Annotated in this window: 13 protein-coding genes; all 13 read left to right on the plus strand. The window is 33.2% G+C overall.

Features of this window, described 5'->3' with window-relative positions; genetic code table 11:
• Window positions 1-159 precede the first annotated feature (159 nt).
• The 13 genes from ACFO3N_RS23455 (at window position 160) to ACFO3N_RS23515 (ending at window position 16,820) form a co-directional block, all read left to right on the plus strand.
• On the plus strand, window positions 160-1,557 hold the full coding sequence (locus ACFO3N_RS23455; protein ID WP_379801297.1) for a DUF1800 domain-containing protein: 1,398 nt from the start codon (window positions 160-162) through the stop codon (window positions 1,555-1,557).
• Window positions 1,558-1,569: 12 nt separating this feature from the next.
• Window positions 1,570-2,736, plus strand: coding sequence for a DUF1501 domain-containing protein (locus ACFO3N_RS23460; protein ID WP_379801298.1), 1,167 nt, complete (start codon window positions 1,570-1,572; stop codon window positions 2,734-2,736).
• A gap of 545 nt (window positions 2,737-3,281) precedes the next feature.
• Window positions 3,282-4,121, plus strand: a complete 840-nt coding sequence (locus ACFO3N_RS23465; RefSeq protein ID WP_379801299.1) for a prephenate dehydratase — start codon at window positions 3,282-3,284, stop codon at window positions 4,119-4,121.
• A gap of 180 nt (window positions 4,122-4,301) precedes the next feature.
• Complete coding sequence (locus ACFO3N_RS23470; protein ID WP_379801300.1) at window positions 4,302-5,447, plus strand: pyridoxal phosphate-dependent aminotransferase; 1,146 nt, start codon at window positions 4,302-4,304, stop codon at window positions 5,445-5,447.
• An 85-nt stretch (window positions 5,448-5,532) separates the two neighbouring features.
• Window positions 5,533-6,648, plus strand: coding sequence for a DUF7151 family protein (locus ACFO3N_RS23475; protein WP_379801301.1), 1,116 nt, complete (start codon window positions 5,533-5,535; stop codon window positions 6,646-6,648).
• Between the two features lie 63 nt (window positions 6,649-6,711).
• Window positions 6,712-7,572, plus strand: a complete 861-nt coding sequence (locus ACFO3N_RS23480) for a prephenate dehydrogenase (RefSeq protein WP_095928248.1) — start codon at window positions 6,712-6,714, stop codon at window positions 7,570-7,572.
• Between the two features lie 12 nt (window positions 7,573-7,584).
• The gene (locus tag ACFO3N_RS23485) at window positions 7,585-8,667 is read left to right on the plus strand and encodes a bifunctional 3-deoxy-7-phosphoheptulonate synthase/chorismate mutase type II (protein ID WP_095928247.1); all 1,083 of its coding nucleotides are present in this window, start codon (window positions 7,585-7,587) and stop codon (window positions 8,665-8,667) included.
• A 261-nt stretch (window positions 8,668-8,928) separates the two neighbouring features.
• Window positions 8,929-9,906, plus strand: a complete 978-nt coding sequence (rsgA, locus tag ACFO3N_RS23490; RefSeq protein ID WP_379801302.1) for a ribosome small subunit-dependent GTPase A — start codon at window positions 8,929-8,931, stop codon at window positions 9,904-9,906.
• 124 nt (window positions 9,907-10,030) lie between these two features.
• The gene (gene dtd, locus ACFO3N_RS23495; protein ID WP_379801303.1) at window positions 10,031-10,483 is read left to right on the plus strand and encodes a D-aminoacyl-tRNA deacylase; all 453 of its coding nucleotides are present in this window, start codon (window positions 10,031-10,033) and stop codon (window positions 10,481-10,483) included.
• 65 nt (window positions 10,484-10,548) lie between these two features.
• On the plus strand, window positions 10,549-12,456 hold the full coding sequence (locus ACFO3N_RS23500) for a DUF3857 domain-containing protein (protein WP_379801304.1): 1,908 nt from the start codon (window positions 10,549-10,551) through the stop codon (window positions 12,454-12,456).
• Window positions 12,457-12,488: 32 nt separating this feature from the next.
• Entirely contained in the window at window positions 12,489-14,498 is a 2,010-nt protein-coding gene (locus ACFO3N_RS23505) for a transglutaminase domain-containing protein (protein WP_379801305.1), read from the plus strand.
• Window positions 14,499-14,500: 2 nt separating this feature from the next.
• Window positions 14,501-16,489: a DUF3857 domain-containing protein gene (locus ACFO3N_RS23510; protein ID WP_379801306.1), complete on the plus strand. Its 1,989-nt coding sequence runs from the start codon at window positions 14,501-14,503 to the stop codon at window positions 16,487-16,489.
• Window positions 16,490-16,493: 4 nt separating this feature from the next.
• The gene (locus ACFO3N_RS23515; RefSeq protein WP_095928239.1) at window positions 16,494-16,820 is read left to right on the plus strand and encodes a nucleotide pyrophosphohydrolase; all 327 of its coding nucleotides are present in this window, start codon (window positions 16,494-16,496) and stop codon (window positions 16,818-16,820) included.
• Window positions 16,821-16,823 lie beyond the last annotated feature (3 nt).

Genomic DNA, 16,823 nt, shown 5'->3' on the forward strand with positions numbered 1-16,823 from the left:
TTATTAATATTAAAGAAACAATATCCCCAAAAATTCTCCGTTCTAATTATTACCAAAGACTTTTTCAAAACTTAGCACCTCAGAATCTTAGCGACTTAGCACCTTTTAAAATTAAACCTTTAAAAGAAACTCAAGTCTTATTGTAATAATTTCTGAATAATGAAAAAAAGCAGTCTTTGGTCCTTACGATTAGGTTTTTCAGGAAAACAAACTTCAAAAATTGAAAAACTCGGTTTAGAAAAATTTCTAAAGCAATCTTATAATTCAAAATTTGATACAGCACTTCCAGATTTTCTGCAAGATCAGCCTAAAACCACTTTAGAGTTGAAACAAGTGCGGGAAATAATCAAAACTTCAGGTCCCGAAACCAAAAAAGAAATTCAGAAAAAAGAAAATCAAGCCACTGCCGAATTTAAAAGATGGTGGATTGCTAAAATGCGCAATGATGAATTTCCATTGCGCGAAAACATGGTTTGTTTCTGGCACAATCACTTTGTTTCGACTTCTCAAAAAGTAAAAATCAATTACTGGATTTATCAGCACAATATGATTTTGCGCGAAAATGCCTTTGGCAATTTTAAAGAATTAACCAAACAGATTCTAAAATCAAATGCCATGGTTCGGTATCTCGATAATGGCGATAATAAAAAAGGAAAAGTAAACGAAAACCTAAGCCGTGAATTACTCGAATTATTCACAATTGGAATTGGAAATTATACAGAAAACGACATTAAAAATGGTGCAAAAGCTTTGGCTGGTCTAAATGTTGGAGATGAAGGTGCCGTTTATAGAAAAAATATTGAAGATAACAGCGATAAAATTTACTTCGGGAAAACCGGAAACTGGAAAGCAGATGATTTGGTCGATATTATTTTCGAACAAAAAAACATTCCGTATCTCATTACCCGAAAAATTTTGAAATGGTTTATTTATGATAATCCGCCCGAAGATTTGGTGGTTTATTATGGAGATTACTTTCGAAAGAAAAACTTCGAAATTGAACCTTTGCTGACTAAGATTTTTAACGAAGAATTTAAAAAAGAGAATTCAGGAAATAAAATCAAAAATCCGCTAGTTTATATTTTACAGCTTTGCGACGAGTTGCAGATGGAGAATGTTGATGATGCTGCAATTATGGCGTTTGTAAAACAGCAGGGAATGGATTTGTACAATCAGGTAAATGTAAAAGGCTGGGATGGCGGAAATTCATGGCTCACTTCGCAGATTTATCTCCAAAGAAATAATACAGCCGATTTATTATGCAGTGGAAAAAGTCTGAATCGAAAGGTTTTGAAAACGATGATGAATGGAGTTGAAAAAGAAAAATCAGAATACGAGAAAATCGATGTTAAAATAGCTTTTGATTCTGACGGAAATAACAAAACGATTATTTCTGAATTATCAGACCGGTTATTATTTGCCGTCAGTGATTCGGCTCAGAAAGACATGGAAAATCTTTTGAAATACGATTTTGATCCCAAAGATCCACACGCCGATTTTGCTGTGGTCCGACTTTTCAACTACATCACAAAACTTCCCGAATATCAATTAATCTAAAAAGCAGTAATCATGAACAGAAGAAATTTTCTAACATTGACCGGAACTTTTACAGGCGGATTACTTGTGCTTCCTGATTTTTTACATGCTTTTGGTTCTCAGAACAATTTGATTGTGGGAGAGCAATGTGTCGTTTTTGTACAGCTGAATGGCGGAAACGACGGTTTAAATACTTTTATTCCGTACGATGATCCTTTGTATTACGATTTACGAACCAAGATTGCTTTAAACAAAGATTTGGTTGTTGGAAAGAATAAAGGAATGGCATTTCACCCTTCGTTAAAAGATTTTGCCCAAATGCAACAAAATGGAGATTTAACCGTAATTCAGAATGTGGGTTATCCAGAACCTATTCGTTCGCATTTTAGAAGTCAGGAAATTTGGCAGACGGCAACCGATTCTAATAAATATATAAATGATGGCTGGCTCGGAAGATTTCTGGATTTGCAATGCAACGGTCATCAAGCAACAGCTGGAATAAATTTAGATTCGATTGATAATTTGGCTTTAAAAGGAGTAGAGCCGAATTTTATAACCGTAAAAGATCCAGATCGTTTTAAAGTAAAATCAAAAGAAGAAAATGTGACTTTATCTAAAAATCCGCATTTGGATTTTGTTCGAAAAATTGCCAATTCGGTTACGGAGGGTTCAGATGAAATCCAGAAAGCTTTAGTGAAGTCTAAAACGGAAATCAGTTATCCGAAAACAGAATTATCCAAAAACCTAGAATGGATTGCGCGATTGATAAAAGGAAATCTAAACTCAAAAGTGTATTATACGTCTCTGAACGGATTTGATACACACGATAATCAGCTCTCAATTCACGAAAGAAAATTGACAGATTTAAATGATTCCTTATATAGTTTTTATTCTGATTTAAAACAATCTCAATTATTGCAGAATGTCACAATAGTAGTTTTCTCAGAATTCGGAAGACGAGTAAAAGACAACGGAAACGGAACCGATCACGGAACTGCAGCGCCAATGTTTATCATCGGAGGAAATAATAAAGGAACGATTTTGGGCAAAAATCCAAATCTTGCAGACTTAGATAACGGCGATTTAAAATATGAAATAGATTTTAGAAGTGTATATGCCTCTTTATTAAAAGAAAAAATGAACTTCGATTATGCTAAAATCGGGATTTTGAATAAACCGGTTTCGGGGTTGTTTGGATAACCACAATCTTGTCATTTCGAGGCACGAGAAATCTTCGCAAGTAACTCCGCAATCAAAATCGCCAATCTTTGTCGAGCTACTTGCGAAGATTTCTCGTGCCTCGAAATGACAAAAATGGCGCATTAATATTGTCTATTGAATTAAATTACCAGAATAATTTGTGGGAATTTGTGTAATTCGTGGCGAAAAAAACTTAGCGCCTTAGCATCTCAGTACCTCAGTACCTTTAAAACCTCATTATAAATATCTCATTTTAAGCTCATATTTTTATATTATAATACAAAACCTGCTAAATTTGTTAAGAAATCCTTTTTTGTTTCATAAAATGCAATCTTTTTTTTGGTGCAGTAAAAATAATTTATACATTCGCAGAGAATTTACAAAATAACACAAACAAAATGGCAACTAACCGTTTTTATTTTAGCAACAACTTTTATTTCTTCTTTAGTAGAAGTGAGGATTGTGCTATGGTTATTTGAAAAATATAAAAGACAAATAAAACTAATATACAATCCTGATGCAAATCAGGATTTTTTTTTGAATATATGACAACGAAAATTGCAATACAAGGTATTAAAGGTTCATTTCATCATCAGGTTGTGAAGGAGTATTTCTCTGAAAATGTGGATATTGATGAATGTTTATCTTTTGAAGAATTGATCGACAGCCTTATTGCCGGAAAATCTGATCAGGCCGTTATGGCGATCGAAAATTCTATTGCAGGGCCAATTATTCCGAATTATGCTTTGATTGATAAGAATAATTTACACATAATTGGAGAGCATTATTTAAATATTCAGCAGAATTTAATGGCTTTGAAAGGTCAGAAAATTGAAGATATAAAAGAAGTTCATTCACATCCAATGGCACTTTTGCAATGCATGGATTTCTTGAAACAATATCCAAACATCAAATTGATTGAGGATAAAGATACAGCTGAAACAGCAAGAAGAATTCAGGAAAAACAATTGACAGGAATTGCTGCAATTGCAAGTGTAACAGCTTCTGAAATGTACGAGTTGGATATTATTGCATCTTCAATTCAAACAATTAAAAACAATATGACACGTTTCGTAATCATCAAAAAGCAAAATTCATTTTTGCCGGAAAGCGAAATCAACAGAGCGTCAATCAAATTTGAATTGGATCATAAAAGAGGAAGTTTAGCGGCGGTTTTAAATGTAATGAGCGATTGCAAACTGAATTTGACAAAAATCCAGTCGCTTCCAAAAATTGAAACACCTTGGAAATATTCATTCTTCGTAGACGTAACATTCGAGAAATACGAAGATTTTGCAAAAGCCAAAGCATTATTAAATATAATGGCAGAATATTTTAAAGTGTTGGGAGAATATAAAAATACAAAACCTTTAAGTGAGTCTTAAAGTTGGAAAGTTGATTTTAGATTGAAGATTAACGAATTAAGATTTCAGATTGTCAGGCTGAGCGAAGTCGAAGCCCACGTTCCAATTGGAAAGTCCTTCGACTTCGCTCAGGAGGACAAAAAAGAAAAAGCATATAGCTTACGGCCTAAAGCCTAAAGCATTTTTTAATAAAAAATAGAAATGATTACAACAGCAAAACGATTAGACACAGTTGAAGAATACTACTTCTCATCAAAACTAAGAGAAGTTCGTCAGTTAATGTCTGAAGGAAAATCGATCATCAATATGGGAATTGGAAGCCCTGATTTGAGTCCGTCAAAAGCAGTAATTGAAGCAGTTGCTGCAGCAATTCAAGACGAAAACGGGCATGGCTATCAAAGCTATCAGGGATTACCGGAAATGAGACAGGCGATGGCAGATTTTTATCGTGATCAGTTTGGTGTTGAAGTGAATCCGAATAATGAGATTTTGCCTCTGATGGGTTCGAAAGAAGGAATTATGCACATCTCGTTAGCATTTTTAAATGAAGGCGATCACGTTTTAATTCCGAATCCAGGTTATCCAACTTATACTTCGGTAACCAATTTAGTTGGAGCGGTTCCAGTTTATTATGATTTGAAAGAAGAAAATGGATGGGAACCTGATTTTGAAGCTTTAGAAAAACTGGATTTTTCGAAAGTAAAAATTATGTGGCTGGGATATCCGCACATGCCAACAGGAGCGAGAGGAAGTTTAGCGTTATTTGAAAAATTGGTTGCTTTTGCTAAAAAACACAACATATTATTAATCAACGACAATCCGTATAGTTTTGTTTTGAATGATAATCCGATGAGTTTATTGCAGGTTGAAGGAGCGAAAGAGGTGGCTTTAGAATTAAACTCTTTAAGTAAAACATTCAACATGGCAGGCTGGAGAGTAGGAATGGTTTTAGGAAATCCTGAAGTTATCGATGCAGTTCTAAAAGTAAAAAGCAACATGGACAGCGGAATGTTCTACGGAATTCAGAAAGGAGCAATTGCAGCGTTAAAATGTGATAAATCTTGGTTCGAAGATCAAAACAAAATTTACAGACGCCGTAGAGAATTGACGGAGAAACTAGCAGAAAAACTAAACTGCAAAGTGTATAAAGAAGGAGTTGGACTTTTTGTTTGGGCAAAACTTCCAGAAGGAATCGAATCGGCAGAGAAGTTCATTGACGAAATATTATATGAGAAACATATTTTCATTACACCGGGAACCATTTTTGGAAGCAACGGCGAAGGTTATATCAGATTCTCATTGTGTGTAAAAGAAGAAAAAGTACAAGAAGCGATAGATAGGTTTTAGAGTTTTCACTATAAATAAAACGATTATTTCTCAATTAAAAATTTTAAAAGAATTATAATAACAATCAAAAAACAAAATCAACAAAATGAAAAAACTGCAATTGTTTTATTTACTTATATCAATTTTATTTATAGCATGTGAAGGAGATGAAGGTCCTATTGGAGAAAAAGGATCAAGTGGAATAAATACTTTAGTAAATATGTCTGTTGAAAACCCTGGAATAAATTGTGAAAATGGAGGGATAAAAATTGAAACAGGATTGGATAGTAACTTTAATGGAGTATTAGATGGTGCTGAAGTTCAAAATACAAAATACGTTTGTAATGGAGTAAATGGAAAAAATAGCCTTACAACAGTTGTAAAAGAACCTTCAGGAGCAAGTTGTGAAAATGGCGGAATAAAAATAAATTCTGGTTTAGATTTAAATAGAAACGGGATTTTAGAAGAAAATGAAATAACTTCTACAGCTTATGTTTGTAATGGAGTTGACGGGAATACAAATTTAACAAGGACGACTAATGAGAATTCAGGTGGTAATTGTGGAAATGGAGGCTTAAAAGTTGAATATGGATTAGATGCAAACAAAGATGGGATATTAAATGACAATGAAGTAAAATACACAACTTATGTATGTAATGGAATTAATGGGAATTTAAGTCTTGTGAATATAACAGATGAAGCTAAAGGTGGAATTTGTGGAAATGGAGGAATAAAAATAGAATCTGGGATTGATGTAAACAATAATAAGATATTAGATCCAACTGAAGTTCAGATAACAAGATATGTTTGTAATGAGGATGGAGGTATAACAAGTGAGGAAATTAGAATAAAAATTGCAGAAGGTAATACTGGGACAACGTCAACTATTGGTTCTTATTTGAAGGGTATCACGTTTGATATCACAAAATACAAAAATGTAAATTCGATAATTTTTGAAGCTAATCCATATGTTTATTATGGGCCAAACGTTCCTCAGAACAATTTTGCACTGCTTGAACTCTATAATTTTACTGACAATTTACCAATTCCAAATTCTTTGATAAAAACAAATAACTTGGCTACTAATGTAGTTACTTTAAGATCAAATGAAATTATAAATGGAATTCCTAAGAAAGAAATTCAATTGGGATTAAAAATAAGATCAGAAATTCAAGGATTTGATTCAGTAAGCGGGTTTGGTTTTCTAATCTTGAAAAAATGAAATTAGCTTATAATTTGAAATTTAGTTCAATGTAATTTGCTAAGTTCCAAATAAAAAAAAAATATGAAAGTATACGTAATAGGAATAGGGTTAATAGGCGGTTCGATGGTGCTAGACATAAAAGGACGTTATCCTGATGCGACTATTTTAGGAATCGACAGTAACGAACAGCATTTGCAACAGGCAATTGAGTTGGGAGTTATTGACGAAGCTGGAAGTTTTGAAGATTTGCAAAAAGCAGATTTTGTAATTGTTTCGGTTCCAGTAGATGTAGCGCTGACAGTTTTGCCTAAAGTTTTGGATTCAGTTGGAGATAAAACGATTGTTTTTGAAGTAGGATCGACTAAAAAGCCAATCTGTGAAGCAGTAGCCAATCACCCGAAAAGAAGAAATTTTATTGCAACGCACCCAATTGCCGGAACAGAGTTTTCGGGACCATCAGCAGCAATAAGAGGTTTGTTTCAAGGAAAAACAAATATTATTTGCGAAGTAGAAAAAACTGCTTTTAAATTACAAGAGAAAGCATTAAATCTTTTTACTTCAATCGGAATGAGAATTCGATATATGGATCCCATTTCACATGATAAACACATTGCCTATGTTTCGCATTTATCGCACATTAGTTCGTTTATGCTAGGAAAAACGGTAATGAATAAAGAAAAAGACGAACAGGATATTTTTGATATGGCGGGGAGTGGATTTGAAAGCACCGTTCGTTTGGCAAAAAGTTCGCCCGCAATGTGGACACCCATATTTAAACAAAATAAAGAATACGTTCTGGAAACTTTAGAAGCTTATATATCAAACCTGAGTCGGTTTAGAGATTTGCTGAAAGAAGAAGATTACAACGCCATTTTTGAAGAAATGGAAAGCACAAATAAAATAAAAGAAATACTAAACGGATTAACAACAACTAAAAAGTAAATTAGAATTAAGATGGAAAATAAGAAAGAAATGAGAAAGTGGTTAGAAGATTTCAATTTAAATCACCCACTTGTGATAGCTGGACCATGTAGTGCAGAAACTGAAGATCAGGTTTTAAAAATCGCTCACGAATTAAAAGATTCAAAAGTTAGCGTTTTCAGAGCTGGAATCTGGAAACCAAGAACTCGTCCAGGAGGATTTGAAGGTGTTGGTGAAATCGGATTAAAATGGTTGCAAAAAGCAAAAGCCGAAACTGGTTTATTGATGGGAACTGAAGTAGCAACTGCAGCTCACTGTAAATTAGCTTTAGAACACGATATCGACGTTTTATGGGTTGGTGCACGTACAACTGCAAACCCTTTCGCAGTTCAAGAAATTGCAGATACGTTGAAAGGAACTGATAAAATCGTTTTGGTTAAAAACCCAGTAAACCCAGATTTAGCTTTATGGTTAGGTGGTGTTGAGCGTTTACACATGGCTGGAATCGAGAAATTGGGAGTTATTCACAGAGGTTTCTCTACTTACGAAAAAACAAAATACAGAAACATTCCAGAATGGCAGATTGCTATCGAATTGCAAAATAAATTCCCTGATTTACCATTAATCATCGACCCATCTCACATTACTGGAGATCGTAAAATGATTTTTGAAGTAACTCAAGAGGCTTTAGATTTGAACTACGATGGTATGATTATCGAAACGCACTACGATCCAGACAATGCTTGGTCTGATGCTGCGCAACAAGTAACTCCAGATTCTTTGAAACAAATTATTAAAGATTTGACGATTAGAAAAACAGATGATACTACAGACGAGTACAGCCAAAAAATGACTAAGTTAAGAGCTAACATCGACGTTTTGGATGCTAACTTATTAGAATTGTTAGGAAAACGTATGAAAGTAGCTGACGAAATTGGTCAGGTGAAAAAAGATGCAAACGTTGCGATTCTTCAAAACAACCGTTGGAACGAAATCTTAGGAAAAATGATTTTAGAAGGTGAGAAAAAAGGTCTTACTGAAGAATTCGTTTTAAGAATGTTCAAAGCAATTCACCAAGAAAGTATCGGTCACCAAGAGAAAATTTTCAACGCATAATTTTCTTCTAAATCATATAAGTGATATAAGTTAATTTGAGTTTATCCTAAATTTTGACCTTGAGTTTTCTTATATCACGATTTTAAAAATAGATTGTTTTTTTTAAATCCCTGTTACTTTGAAAGAAGTAACGGGGATTTTTGTTTTTTATAATATAGTCTGGGGTTTCAATCGTGGGCTATGTTTAAAATTATTCATTTATCTTTGCGAAGATTTAGGTTTTGAATATGAAATCTGAAATCAGCAATCTAAAATTAAAGAATGACAGGAACCGTATACAAATCTACAGGAAGCTGGTACACCGTAAAATCTCAAAATGGAGATTTTGTGGAATGCCGTATGAAAGGGAAATTCAGAATAAAAGGTATTAAAAGTACCAATCCTATTGCTGTAGGTGATATTGTTGATTATGAGTTGGATGAAACTTCAGATGCCATTACAGGAACAATTCATACTATTCACGAAAGAAAAAACTATATCGTTCGTAAATCGGTTAACTTATCAAAACAGATTCACATTATTGCTTCTAATATCGATCAGGTTTTTTTATTGATCACAATTGATAATCCGCCAACAACGACAAGTTTTATTGATCGTTTTTTGGTTACTGCAGAAGCATACGGAATTGAAGCCATTCTTGTTTTTAATAAAATAGATACTTTAACAGAGCAGACTTTAGACGATCAGCTATATCTGCAGCATATTTATTCTGAAATTGGATATAAATGTCTTCGTATTTCTTCGACAGAAAACAAAGGCGTTGACAAGCTAAAAGAAATGATGCTTGGTAAAGTGAGCATGTTTTCTGGACATTCTGGTGTTGGAAAATCAACTTTGGTTAACGCACTAGAACCGAGTCTACATTTAAAAACTTCAGTAATTTCAGAACAAAGCAAGCAAGGGCAGCACACTACAACTTTTGCCGAAATGTATGATTTGTCTTTTGATGCCCGAATTATTGATACGCCTGGAATTAAAGGTTTCGGGATTGTTGATATGGAGCCTTCAGAAATCAGCGGTTATTTTCCTGAATTCTTCAAACTGAAAGACCAATGTAAGTTTAACAACTGTTTACACAAAGAAGAGCCTCATTGTGCCATAAAAGCAGCATTAGAAAAAGACGAAATTGCTTGGTCACGATATAATAGTTACCTTAAAATTCTTGAAGGTGATGAAGAGCATTACCGCACCGATACGTATGGTGAAGATCGCGCTGCGAGTGATGAAACAAGAAAGTAATTAAAATTCCAATTTTAAAATTCCAAATTCCAAAACAGAATACAAGAATGATTTTATTGTAGAGATGCTGATTTTAAAATCTTTTTTAATCCTTGTAATCTGTGGCTAAAAATAAAAGTTAAGAATGAGAGTAGTTATCCAAAGAGTTTCCCAGGCATCAGTAACAGTTGATTCTAAAATTGTTGCCGACATTCAAAAGGGTTTATTGGTTTTAGTCGGAATTGAAGATGCCGACACACAAGAAGATATCGATTGGCTTGCTGGGAAAATCATTAAAATGAGAATTTTTGGAGACGAAAATGATGTTATGAATTGTTCGGTGCAGGATATTGACGGCGATATTATTGTTGTAAGTCAGTTTACACTTCATGCATCCACTAAGAAAGGAAACCGTCCTTCTTATATAAAAGCCTCAAAACCAGATTTTGCAATTCCGACGTATGAGAATTTTGTTCAAGCAATAGAAAAAGAGTTGGGCAAGAAAGTACAAACAGGAATTTTTGGCGCCGATATGAAAGTCAGTCTTCTCAATGACGGGCCCGTTACCATTGTAATGGATAGCAAAAACAGGGAGTAAAAATATTATTAAACATTTGTTAAGGATTTCTGAAAATAATATATATTTGACGAAAATCCCTACTAATGAAAAACCTTTTTTTTGCGTTATTTTTATTCTTAACAACCCTTAATTCATTCGCCCAAAAGAGCAATTATCCTATTCTTTCTATTCCCGATAGTTTAAAACAGAATGCCAATGCTGTTCTCCGTTTAGACCAAATGGATATTGTTATTGCTTCGCAAAGAAGTATGAATATTAAGACCCAAAGAGTGGTTTCTGTTTTAAATGAAAAAGGTCTAAATAATATTGATGCATTCTGTCATTACGATAAAACAACTTCAATAAAAAATATTGAAGCTGTAGTTTATGATGCATTGGGGAATGAAATTAAAAAAATCAAAAGAAAAGATTTTAAAGATCAGAGCGCTGTAGGCGGAAGTACTCTTTTTTCCGATAATCGAGTGCTTTATTTAAATTATACACCCATTTCATATCCTTTTACAATTGCTTACACCAGCGAAGTTGAAACTTCAAATACGGCATTTATACCAAAATGGTATTTTATTGGAGGATATTACTTAAGCGTAGAAAAATGCGTTTTGAATGTAACTTTCCCGAAAGGATTGGGCTTTAAGAAAAAAGAGTTCCAATTTGATAACTTCAACATAACCAAAACAGCCGATACAGATACAAATCTGAGTTATACAGCAACAAATATCACGGCTCAAAAACAAGAAGATCTTAGCCCTTCTCCTTCAGATCTTTTCCCTAAAGTCATGATGGGATTAGAAAACTTTCACTTAGAAGGAGTGGACGGAAATGCTACTACTTGGGAAGCATTTGGAAAATGGTATGAAGATAAAATCTTAACCGGTACGACTGTTTTGACAGAAGAGACCAAAGCAAAAATTAAAGCATTGGTTGGAGATGAAAAAGATCCTATCAAGAAAGCTAAAATCATTTACGATTATGTACAAAAAAAATCGCGATATGTAAACATTGCAATTGGTATTGGCGGCTGGAAACCTATGCTAGCCAACGATGTTGACCGTTTAGGATATGGAGATTGCAAAGCATTGTCAAACTATACAAAAGCGCTTTTAGAGGTTGTAGATGTTCCATCTTATAATACTATTTTATATGGTGACCGTTACAAAGAAAATATTCAATCTGATTTTGTTTCGATGCAAGGGAATCATATGATTTTGGCGATTCCTAATAAAGATAATTATATCTGGTTAGAATGTACGAGTCAAGACGATCCGTTTGGATATCAAGGAACTTTTACTGACGATCGTGATGTTTTGGTTGTAAAACCTGAAGGAGGCCAAATTGTAAGAACTAAAATCTATGATGATAAAGGAAACACGCAAGTAGGCAAGGGAGTTTACACAATTGATTCAACTGGAAATTTTTCTGGCACTTTAAAAATAGCCTCTCAAGGAAGTGTGTATGCTTCTAAATCTCGAGTAGAAACCATGCAACCAAATGAAAAAGAGGAACATTACAAAGAGTATTGGGATAATATCAACAACTTGAAACTAGGTAAAATTACTTTTACAAATGATAAAGAAAATATTCGTTTTACAGAAGATGTTCAGATAAGCGCTGTAAATTATGGAGCTATTACAGGTAACAAAATGATTTTTGTAGTCGATGCTTTCAATCAATATACAGGAAATGTAAAACGAATTAGAAACCGAAAAAATCCTTTTCAAATTCAACGCGGTTTTTTAGATACCGATGAAATTGAAATCAATCTTCCAGAAGGTTTCAGTATCGAATTTCTGCCTTCAAATTATGAGCTAAAAGGCAAATTTGGCGAATACAAAACCGAAATCATTAAAAAAGACAATAATAAACTGACTTACAAAAGATCGATGTTTTTAAATAAAGGAAAATATTCGAACAAAGAATATGATGAGTATCGCCTATTTATGGAACAAGTCTCGAGAAACGATAACGCCAAAATAATATTAACCAAGAACTAACAAGTGTAACCAAAGTAAACCAAAAATTACCAATGAAAATTATTAAATTATTTAGTCTCACTGTGCTTTTATTGATCGCTTCAAAAGCGATGTCGCAGGAATTTAAATTAGGAAAAGTGTCTATTGCAGAATTAGAACAAAAGGCACACCCGAAAGATTCGGCAGCTACAGCCGCTATTTTGTATAAAAAAGGAACTGCAAGAATTGAATATGATGTTAATGATGGTTTTGTCACAGTGACAGATGTAGAAACCAGAATTAAAATTTACAAAAAAGAAGGCCTAGATTGGGCAAATCAGGATGTTTGGTTCTATAATTATTCTGGTCTAAGAGAGAAAGTGTCTTTTTCAGATGCTGTAACTTACAACATAGTTGGCGGTAAAATTGAAAAAACGAAGCTTAAAAGTGATGGCGTTTTTGAGGAAGTACTAAATAAATATAAAAGCTTAAAAAAAATAACAATGCCTAATGTAAAAGAAGGTTCTGTTATTGAATTTAAATATAGTATTAAATGTCCACAGGAAATAATAAGAGATTGGGATTTTCAAACGAGTATTCCAGTGAACTATTCTGAGTTTTCAACATTCATTCCCGAATATTACACTTTCAGTCCAAGACAAAAAGGTTATTTTTTTCCTAAGGCAACAACAGCAAGGGTTGCCAAAAGTATCACTTTTAATAGCAAGGAAAGATCGGGTGGACGTGTGACATCGACTAATTTTTCTACTGATTACTTAACTTATATGGAAGATCAAGTTACGTACAAAGCGGTAGATTTTCCAGCAATGAAAGATGAGGCGTATGTTAACAATATTGATAATTATACATCGTCTGTTGCTCACGAATTGTCAATGACTAAATTTCCAAATCAGGTGCTTAAAGAATATTCTGCAGATTGGGCTTCGGTTGTAAGAACAATTTATGATTATGATGATTTTGGTCCTGAACTTAATAAAACAGGCTATTTTGAAGATGATTTGAAAAAAATACTTTCAGGAATCAATACGCCTGAAGAGAAAATCTTAGTTATTTTAAATCACGTAAAATCAAACGTAAAATGGAATAAATATTACGGTTACGGCTGTGATAATGGAGTTAAAAAGGCGTACAAAGAAAAAACGGGAAATATTGCCGATATAAATTTAATGCTTACAGCGATGTTGCGTTATTCAGGATTAACAGCAAATCCAGTTTTGGTAAGTACACGTTCAAACGGAATAGCGTTGTTTCCTAACAGAACAGCATTCAATTATGTAATTGCTGCCGTAGAAACTCCAAACGGATATGTTTTACTAGATGCGTCAGAAAAATTTACGGTTCCGAATGTTTTGCCATTAAGAGTTTTAAATTGGTCAGGAAGATTGATTAGAAAAGACGGTTCATCAGAAGAAATTAATTTAATGCCAGAAAAAACTTCTGTTGATAATGTTTTTATGAATTACAGTATCGATAGCGATGGAAAAGTTACGGGAAAAACAAGAAGACAATACATGGATTATAACGCCATGATTACGCGTGGAAATATTGAAGGCTTAAAAGAAGAAGAATATTTAGAAAAGCTAGAAAACAAAAACAAAAAAATCGAAATAAGCGATTATTCAAAAACAAACGAAAAGGATATCCTTCTTCCAATTATAGAAACTTATTCTTTTACTGGAAACGATTTGTGCGAAGTTATTGGAGGTAAAATTTATTTGAATCCAATGTTGTTTTTTGCAACAAATAATAATCCGTTTAAGCAGGAAACAAGAGAATATCCAGTAGATTTTAGTTTTCCATTTACAGATAAGTACAGTATTAATATTGAAATTCCAGAAGGCTTTGTGGTGGAAACATTGCCAGCCCCAGCTGCTGTAACAATGGAAGATAATTTGGGCGTTTTTAAATTTAACATCGCTGCAAACGACAATAAACTTCAGTTGTCTATTTTACATCAAATAAATGAAGCTATCGTATCTGCTGAAAAATATGAGATGCTGAAAGAGTATTATAAAACAATGGTAGAAAAAGAAACGGAAAAAATCGTTCTGAAACGTATTTAATTATGCTTAGATTCCTTCTAATTTGTATCGCCCTTTTGGGAAGTACAATAACTATTCAAGCTCAAAATTATGACTTGGGAAAAGTAACTATTGCAGAGTTAAATGAAAAAGTTCATCCTAAAGATAGCAGCGCACCCGCTGCTATCTTGTTTAAAAAAGGAAGAACTTATTTTGGCTATAATAAAGATGTTGGATTTTACGCCAACCATGTTTGCGAAGTGAAAATCAAAATTTATAAAAAAGAAGGTTTAAGCTGGGCCGACCAGAAAGTGCGTTTTTATATCGGTTACGATAAGTTAAACGAAGACCGTTTAGAATTTTCAGATGCAGTTACCTATAATTTAGAAAATGGCAACGTCGTAAAAACTAAATTAAATAATCAAGGCGAGTTTAAAAACAAAATCAATCAATATTGGAAAGAAAAGACGATTACTTTGCCCAATGTAAAAGTAGGTTCTATTATTGAATACAAATATCTTTTAAGATCTGAAAATCTGGTGAAGTTTCCCGATTTTGATGTTCAGTTCAGTATTCCTGTTGACTATTTTTATTACAAAACACAGATTCCAGAATTTTATATTTATAAACCCATTTTAATTGGAGGAATTCCGTTAGAAACAGAATCTAAATTTACAGCCGCCAGTCAAAGTTTTGATAATGCTTATAGTCAGACAAGTTCATTTAGCTATAAACAGATTGAAACCTTTTACAAAGGAAAAGATGTTCCGGCATTAAAAGAGGAGCCTTACATTAATAATCTAGAAAATTATCGCGGAAGCATTCAGCAAGAATTAGAAAGAGTGCGTCTTCCCGATCAACCTGTAAAAGATTACAGTTTAACTTGGGAAGGTGTTGCAAAAACTATTTTTAAAGATGACAGCTTTGGGAAACAATTAAATCAAGGCAGTTTGTTTACAGATGATCTGAATAAGTTATTGTCTAATGTAGAAGATAAAAAGGAAAGATTAAATCTGATTTTTACGTATGTTAAAAATCGAATGAATTGGAATGAGATTAATAGCTGTTATACAGAAAAAGGAGTCGAAAAAGCCTATAAAGATCAAACAGGTAATGTGGCCGAGATCAATTTTATTCTGATAAATATGCTTCGTGCGGCAGGTATAGAAGCCAATCCTGTTTTAGTAAGTACAATACAAAACGGACTTCCAGTGTATCCAACAAGAACGGGATTTAATTATGTAATAGTTGCAGCTGAAATTGATGGTAAAAAAACTCTTTTGGATGCAAGCCACAAACTTACAGCGCTAAACATTTTACCATTAAATGTTTTAAATTGGAACGGAAGATTAATCAAAAAAGATGGCAATTCTGAAGAAATTCAATTAGATCCAACACAACAGTCTAAAGAAATTTACAGTCTTATAGTCAAAATAAATCCTGACGGAAAAATGAATGGTCAGGCTAGAGTTCAACGAACAGATTATGATGCGTACAGTTTTAGAGAAGAAAATAATACTAAAACGGAAGACGCTTATCTTGAAAAATTAGAGAATAGATTGGGAGGTTTAGAGATTTCAAATTATGCAATCGAAAATCAGAAATCAAACTTAGATCAGTCGGTCATAGAAACTTTTTCTTTTGCTTCAAGCAATCGTTCGGATATTATTGATGGGAAGATTTTTGTAAATCCTTTATTGTTTTTTACCCAAAGTAAAAATCCGTTCAATCAGGAAAAAAGACAAATGCCAGTTTATTTTGGATATAAAAACATAGAAAAATTTAATTTGAATATTGAAATTCCGCAGGGATATATTGTAGAATCACTTCCTAAACCATTTAGAATATCTTCAGAGGACAAGCTGATGTCTTTTATTTTAAATTTTTCGGTTTCTGAAAACAAAATTCAAATTGTGAGCCAAAAAGAAATCAACAGTAGTATTTTTGCAGCTGAGGATTACGGAATGATAAAAGAGTTTTTTCAGAAGATGATCGTAAGCCAAAATGAAAAAATAATTCTTAAAAAGATATAAAAAGATGGATTTAAAAAATGCGCAATTAGCTGTTGATACTTGGATAAAAGAACATGGTGTTCGCTACTTTAACGAATTGACCAATATGGCACAGCTGACAGAAGAAGTTGGCGAAGTTGCAAGAATCATTGCGCGCCGTTATGGAGAACAATCTGAAAAAGAAAGTGATAAAAACAAAGATTTAGGAGAAGAATTGGCAGATGTTGTTTTTGTTGTGCTGTGTTTAGCCAACCAAACAGGAATTGATTTACAAGCATCTTTCGATAAAAAAATGGATCTAAAATCGGTTAGAGATAAAGATCGTCACAAAAACAATGATAAATTGAAATAATTG

The organism is Flavobacterium chungangensis (assembly GCF_042654045.1).
GTDB classification, from domain to species: Bacteria; Bacteroidota; Bacteroidia; order Flavobacteriales; family Flavobacteriaceae; genus Flavobacterium; species Flavobacterium chungangensis.

Bases quoted from the DNA above. Each gene is read 5' to 3' on its own strand.
- ACFO3N_RS23455 (WP_379801297.1), top strand. From the start codon at position 160: ATGAAAAAAAGCAGTCTTTGGTCCTTACGATTAGGTTTTTCAGGAAAA.
- ACFO3N_RS23460 (WP_379801298.1), top strand. From the start codon at position 1,570: ATGAACAGAAGAAATTTTCTAACATTGACCGGAACTTTTACAGGCGGA.
- ACFO3N_RS23465 (WP_379801299.1), top strand. From the start codon at position 3,282: ATGACAACGAAAATTGCAATACAAGGTATTAAAGGTTCATTTCATCAT.
- ACFO3N_RS23470 (WP_379801300.1), top strand. From the start codon at position 4,302: ATGATTACAACAGCAAAACGATTAGACACAGTTGAAGAATACTACTTC.
- ACFO3N_RS23475 (WP_379801301.1), top strand. From the start codon at position 5,533: ATGAAAAAACTGCAATTGTTTTATTTACTTATATCAATTTTATTTATA.
- ACFO3N_RS23480 (WP_095928248.1), top strand. From the start codon at position 6,712: ATGAAAGTATACGTAATAGGAATAGGGTTAATAGGCGGTTCGATGGTG.
- ACFO3N_RS23485 (WP_095928247.1), top strand. From the start codon at position 7,585: ATGGAAAATAAGAAAGAAATGAGAAAGTGGTTAGAAGATTTCAATTTA.
- rsgA (WP_379801302.1), top strand. From the start codon at position 8,929: ATGACAGGAACCGTATACAAATCTACAGGAAGCTGGTACACCGTAAAA.
- dtd (WP_379801303.1), top strand. From the start codon at position 10,031: ATGAGAGTAGTTATCCAAAGAGTTTCCCAGGCATCAGTAACAGTTGAT.
- ACFO3N_RS23500 (WP_379801304.1), top strand. From the start codon at position 10,549: ATGAAAAACCTTTTTTTTGCGTTATTTTTATTCTTAACAACCCTTAAT.
- ACFO3N_RS23505 (WP_379801305.1), top strand. From the start codon at position 12,489: ATGAAAATTATTAAATTATTTAGTCTCACTGTGCTTTTATTGATCGCT.
- ACFO3N_RS23510 (WP_379801306.1), top strand. From the start codon at position 14,501: ATGCTTAGATTCCTTCTAATTTGTATCGCCCTTTTGGGAAGTACAATA.
- ACFO3N_RS23515 (WP_095928239.1), top strand. From the start codon at position 16,494: ATGGATTTAAAAAATGCGCAATTAGCTGTTGATACTTGGATAAAAGAA.